General features: G+C 25.9%; 2 protein-coding genes. One reads left to right on the forward strand and one right to left on the reverse strand.

Features of this window, described 5'->3' with window-relative positions; all coding sequences use genetic code 11:
* Window positions 1-103: 103 nt before the first annotated feature.
* Window positions 104-1,990, reverse strand: a complete 1,887-nt coding sequence (locus C9J37_RS27320; protein ID WP_107897915.1) for a class III lanthionine synthetase LanKC N-terminal domain-containing protein — start codon at window positions 1,988-1,990, stop codon at window positions 104-106.
* A gap of 385 nt (window positions 1,991-2,375) precedes the next feature.
* Here C9J37_RS27320 and C9J37_RS27325 point away from each other — a divergent pair, with 385 nt between their 5' ends.
* Window positions 2,376-2,612 (forward strand): helix-turn-helix domain-containing protein, encoded by a 237-nt coding sequence (locus C9J37_RS27325; RefSeq protein ID WP_107897916.1) that lies wholly within the window; start codon window positions 2,376-2,378, stop codon window positions 2,610-2,612.
* Window positions 2,613-2,725 lie beyond the last annotated feature (113 nt).

Genomic DNA, 2,725 nt, shown 5'->3' on the forward strand with positions numbered 1-2,725 from the left:
AATTGTAACTTGAATTCAGGGGTATAAGTTCGACGTTCTCTTCTCATAAGGTACACGCTCCTAAGGGTTCTAATATTTTTAGTATACCCCTTATGAAAGTTGTTTAGTTAAGTGTAGACCATCCAAATTTTCTAATATTTATTTTATTATCTATAATGCTTAAATAAACATCTACTTCAAAGATTTTCTTATTAGAATCACTTAGCATTAATATTATCCCAAAACCTGTTATTCCATTTGAAATACTTAAATCAGTAGAATTTTTCAACCAATTTATTATGTCTAAATCTAGTGTTTTCTTTAAAAAGAACTCTTTTTTTAAATGAGGATTTAATAAAAATCCTAGGTTACTATTATTTATTCCTCCTAAAGTTATATCTTTCGGTAATAATAAATCAGGTTTATTAATTCCAGCTATCAATGTTGGTAAGTAGAAACCAGATAAAATATTAAAAAAAGAGGTATTGGGTGGTGATAGGTAATATTCATTGAAATATTTATAATAAACAGATTCAATAGTGTTTAGATTCTTTAAGTATGATCTTTTTATTCTTTCTAGTAAAACTTTTCTTTTAGGAATAGGTTCTTTATTTAAACTTACCCTAGAATCAATATTTTTTAATATTGTAGACAGTTCTTCTTTCCAACCTTCATTTTGGTTAATTAAAAGATTTATTATTTTACAAACAGATATTGGAACTTCATTATCAATACAGTATAAATTAAATTGTTTTAATGAGGATGCTCCACTTGAATCAATATAGTTTAATCTATTAGAAGGAAATATAAAATTCATTAGTAAATAACCTAATTTATGATAATCAGATTCGAATGCAGTTAAATTAGCAAGAGTATTATCATAATAACCTTCTGTAGATCCCAATTTAAAATGGGATAGAGAATATTCATTATAAATATAAGAAGAACCAAAATCACAAACCCAAACATAAGGTTTGTTTTTTCTAGATAACATAAAATTATTTGGGCTTATATCGTTTAATATAATATTCTTTTGGTGTATTTTTTCTAATAATACGATAGATTCCTTAATAATTTTATGAAGGGTTATATCTTTATAAAGTGTCACATCTGCTCTTATTTCAGTGAAAGTAACCCCATCGATGTATTCTTGTATAACAAAAAAGTTTTCCCACTCAATAAATTCACTATATATTTTTGGAATACCTGGAATTCCTTTTAGTTTATTCAGTATTTTAATTTCATTTTTCAAGTCATCAATGGCTGTACCCCATATACCTGTAACATACGACCTAGCTTCTTTTAGAATTGCATTTTTTCCGTTATATATTGAAAAATATACATTCCCTGATGCCGATTGATGAATAATTCTTTTTGGAAAAATAATTTTATCAATGTAATTATTTACTAGTTCGAAAGAGTTTTCATTTGTAAACGGTTCTTCTTCAAAAGAAGGAACAGAATAAAAACGACGATTATCTAAAATTTTATCTCCATTAGGCGCAATTAAGTAATCACTATCCGATTCAATTACTCCATATCTATAATAAATGTTCGAATTTTTATAGCGCTTATCAGATAAGACATAGGGTCCTTTGAAGTTTTCTAATAGCTTGTATAATGAATGAATAATATATTTGAAATGACTTTTATCACTAGGATAGATTGTAATAAATTTACCTATCTGTAATGGGGAATTTTCACCAGATATACAGTAAGAGAATTCGGATTTATTATAAATAAATTTGAAGCTTATGTTATTTTCTATACAAAATTTGTAAACAATATCTAAAACTTTTTGATAATTAAATTTTGTACAAGAAATATGAATTTTCCAACCTTGTCTTGGTAAGATTGCTTTTTTGTAAATATATAAATGATATATAGAAAAGAAACTTTCTTCAAAATTTGCAACATTTTTAATGTTTAATGAAGGGATTATATTTTCTGTTAATTTTAGCTGGTGCTTCTTACTGCCGTATAGAAAATCTTTTACTTGTAATTTATCCATCGTCAAATACTCCTTCTGTCACTAAATTTATTTAAGATTCTGGAATAAATTAAAAAATATCAGTATGATTGTTTATACATTAATCATACTGATATTTTAGTTTGTAGAAAATTCAACTTTTTAGGATTTTCTGGTTTTACAGTAATTATAATGTTGTTTTAGTTGTTCTTTCTATGCATTTTGTAGATTTAGCCATTCGCACATTTTTTTCTGTCTTCTCAGCCGGTAAACGTAGTAGCTCTAATACTTTGTTCATAATAACACCTCCTATCTTTTTAATTATTATATTAATTAGCAAATCAAAAAACCATTTAACAATTAATAAAGTAGATGGGCATTAAAGAGTGTTTTTTAATAAAAATTACATAAAAAAGGGGAGAATTATATGAAAAAAAGGGATTATGATTTTGGTCCTTTAATTAAAATTACTAGACGGAGATTAGGATTTACACAAGAGGAAATAAGTGAGGGTATATGTACTCCATCCTATTTAAGTAGGATTGAAAATTGTCATGTAATTCCGAGTGCAGAAACGTATAAATTAATTTTAGATCGTTTAAATCTGGATTACGAAAATTTTATTGAGGATCTAAATAATTTGGATGAAATGATGTTAGTCTAAATTATGGACACAGTGAATTGGGAGTTTATAAAGTATAATAATCTTAACAATTTACTAGGAGTGTCTAAGATGACAAAACGAAAAAGTTATGACAAAGAATTTAAATTAGAGGC

Source organism: Lysinibacillus mangiferihumi (assembly GCF_003049665.1).
In the GTDB taxonomy this organism is placed as follows: Bacteria; Bacillota; Bacilli; order Bacillales_A; family Planococcaceae; genus Lysinibacillus; species Lysinibacillus mangiferihumi.

What these genes read in the sequence shown, in the direction of transcription:
- C9J37_RS27325 (WP_107897916.1), top strand. Translation starts at nt 2,376, where the DNA reads ATGAAAAAAAGGGATTATGATTTTGGTCCTTTAATTAAAATTACTAGA.
- C9J37_RS27320 (WP_107897915.1), bottom strand. Translation starts at nt 1,990, where the DNA reads ATGGATAAATTACAAGTAAAAGATTTTCTATACGGCAGTAAGAAGCAC.